We start from the raw sequence: 2,386 nt of genomic DNA, 5'->3' as shown, positions 1-2,386 counted from the left end.
TTCAGCCTCTATTTGACGCTTTAAATGAATTTTAAGAAGAGGGAAAGTCGCTTCGACCTCTTCCATGTCGTTGATGTCTTGAACAAGCTCTTGCAACTTTATACAAAGCTCTGCCGCTAATTCCGCTATATCTTCAGGGGGGAGTTTTATATTTGCATCGCGATAGGTTGTATAAGCTATGCGACCGAGCTTTTTCATGAGTCCAGCAGGGATAGTTTGTGGTTTAAAACCCGCTGCTTTCGCTTTTGCCATGTCTGTAAACATTTCGCCTTCTCCAGTGAGAAGCCAATGAAAGTCTACGCCATAAATTTTGTGATAGGCAATTACGATAGATGCTGGTGGCTCATTTATACCAAGCTCATAATTTGCAAGCGTATTTTTTGCCAAATTAAGAGATTTGGCAAAAGCACCGCGTTCTTCGTTTCCGAGGATTCGTCTTATTTCACGTAGGCGTTTTGCCAATGGTGTTTTAGGTTCTGTTTCTAAACGTGCCAAAAAAATCCCCATTAAGACCATTTTACGGGTTGACAAACCCGTAAAATGGTTTTAACTGTTATTACCGCCCGATATTGAGGGCAGATATTCTACAATTAACCCCACAAAAAACGGATGTGGGAGCATCCGTTTAAAGCAGGAGCGAAGTTTATGACAACCACACAAGTTTGGGATCGCCATAGTATTTTAGCTGAGCTACGCCGCCGTAATATGACCTTGGCGGAGCTCGCGAAAGCTTATCAACTATCGTCATCCAGTGTTCAACATATCTGGACACGGTCTAACGAGAAAGCCGAACGTGCTATTGCCGATTTTATCGGTTTGCCCGTCGAGCAGGTTTTTAGCGACCGCTACCCCAAAAGTCGCCGTCGCATTTTTAAAGCAGCAAAACATGCCAACACAGATTCGCGTGCGCATTCTGCTTTGCGCGGTAATGCTGCTTGAACTTCGTTACACGGCTTTGCCGTTTTTGCGCATTTGCCATGAATTTAAATACCATAAGATGAAAAGGTTTATCAATGTCTAAAGATCAATACGAAATAGGCAAGATAAATTGCATAGAGTTGCATCATAGAACAGCCGTTTGGATGGCTTGGTTCTGGCGATTAGGGGGTAATCATATTGTTTTTATAGGGGGTGGTTATGGTTGCTGCTTGTAATTTATGGACCCCAGAAGCCAGAAGCGATATCGTTAATCCTTATTCAGAAGTTGAACGTTTGGAAGCTATGCTTGCCTGTTCTTTTAAGGCGGTGAGTAGTGGATTTAAACATTTGCCAATCCGGTATATTATTGACCCTCCGCACTGCTTATTTGATGCGGCGTTAGCACGACAGATTGTTATTCATATTTTGCATTATCAGTTTGAGGTGCCGCGGCGGCGTCTTGTTGCCATGCAAGAGCGTGAACGCACTGCTGTTGCTCGTTCTTTGCGTACCATTAACCGGCGTTTGGAAGAACCCGTTTTTGCGAAAGCTTATCGAAGATGGGCGGGGCGTGCGATGGATTTATTCTTTAAAGAGATCAGAAAGGCGGCGGCGTGATGGCACAGTTTCAAAAGCTTGCTCTTGATGTGATTGTGGTGCCGGAGCGTATACGCCCTGTGGATGATGAGCATGCCAAGGCACTTGCACAATCAATGGCGCGGGAGGGATTGATGAATCCGATTACGGTGCGCCATACCCCCAATGCTAAAGAGGGCAATTATACGCTTATTGCTGGTGCGCATCGGCTTCGTGCTGCTGAGCTTTTGGGCTATAGTGACATTGATGCCGTTGTGGTGCAGGCTGATAAAGAGAATGCTGCGCTTTTAGAAGTGGCTGAAAACCTCTTTCGCAATGAATTGTCTGTTATTGATCGTGCCTTGTTTGTGCAGACGTACCGCGAATTGTGGGAAAAGAAGTATGGGGAGATTAAGCGTGGTGGGGACGGTAGTAATCAACATAAAGTCAAAAAAGAGCAATTGGGACAAGTTGTCCCAATTGCTCAAAGGGACAGCAATGCAACTTCAGATCACAATAAAATCGGGAGTGAAGGGGACAAAGTGGCAAAGGGACAAGTTGACCCTTTGCCAAATGATGGTGACTTAAATGGCAAAGTGCAAAGTTTGCACTTTGCCAAACATGTGGCGGACCGCATTGGTTTGTCTCCAAAATCAGTAAGACGTCTTAACAGCATTTCTCGACATTTACAGCCAGAATTACGCTCTGTTTTGCGGGGGACAGCCTTGGCAGATAATCAAGCGCAGTTGTTGAAGTTGGCGAAGATGGAGCCGGTTGCGCAACGGCGTGTGGCAATTGCTTTGCAACAGGTTGAGGGGGATTTACGGCGGGCTGTTGATTTGGTCAATGGGGTTAATACGCCGCCGCAAATTAATGAACAGGAACGGATTTT

Annotated in this window: 5 protein-coding genes; 4 read left to right on the top strand and 1 reads right to left on the bottom strand. The window is 45.3% G+C overall.

Going from position 1 to position 2,386, the window contains the following annotated elements:
• Positions 1 to 495: helix-turn-helix transcriptional regulator (locus ACFIMW_RS09095; RefSeq protein ID WP_375667126.1), on the bottom strand; the 495-nt coding region annotated here is incomplete at its 3' end.
• Between the two features lie 150 nt (positions 496 to 645).
• Here ACFIMW_RS09095 and ACFIMW_RS09090 point away from each other — a divergent pair.
• The 4 genes from ACFIMW_RS09090 to ACFIMW_RS09075 all read left to right on the top strand — a co-directional run.
• Entirely contained in the window at positions 646 to 939 is a 294-nt protein-coding gene (locus ACFIMW_RS09090) for a helix-turn-helix domain-containing protein (protein ID WP_375617385.1), read from the top strand.
• A gap of 74 nt (positions 940 to 1,013) precedes the next feature.
• The gene (locus ACFIMW_RS09085; RefSeq protein WP_375614893.1) at positions 1,014 to 1,154 is read left to right on the top strand and encodes a hypothetical protein; all 141 of its coding nucleotides are present in this window, start codon (positions 1,014 to 1,016) and stop codon (positions 1,152 to 1,154) included.
• A complete protein-coding gene (locus ACFIMW_RS09080) occupies positions 1,138 to 1,536 on the top strand; it encodes a hypothetical protein (RefSeq protein ID WP_375617384.1) in 399 nt (132 codons plus the stop codon). Before ACFIMW_RS09085 ends, ACFIMW_RS09080 begins: the two co-directional genes overlap by 17 nt.
• Positions 1,536 to 2,386, top strand: an 851-nt coding sequence (locus tag ACFIMW_RS09075) for a ParB/RepB/Spo0J family partition protein (protein WP_375617383.1), incomplete at its 3' end; no start/stop codon positions are given. The genes ACFIMW_RS09080 and ACFIMW_RS09075, both read left to right, overlap by 1 nt.

The organism is Bartonella sp. AC329YNZD (assembly GCF_042196685.1).
Classification (GTDB): domain Bacteria; phylum Pseudomonadota; class Alphaproteobacteria; order Rhizobiales; family Rhizobiaceae; genus Bartonella.
This window is presented reverse-complemented; position numbering and strand designations above follow the sequence as displayed.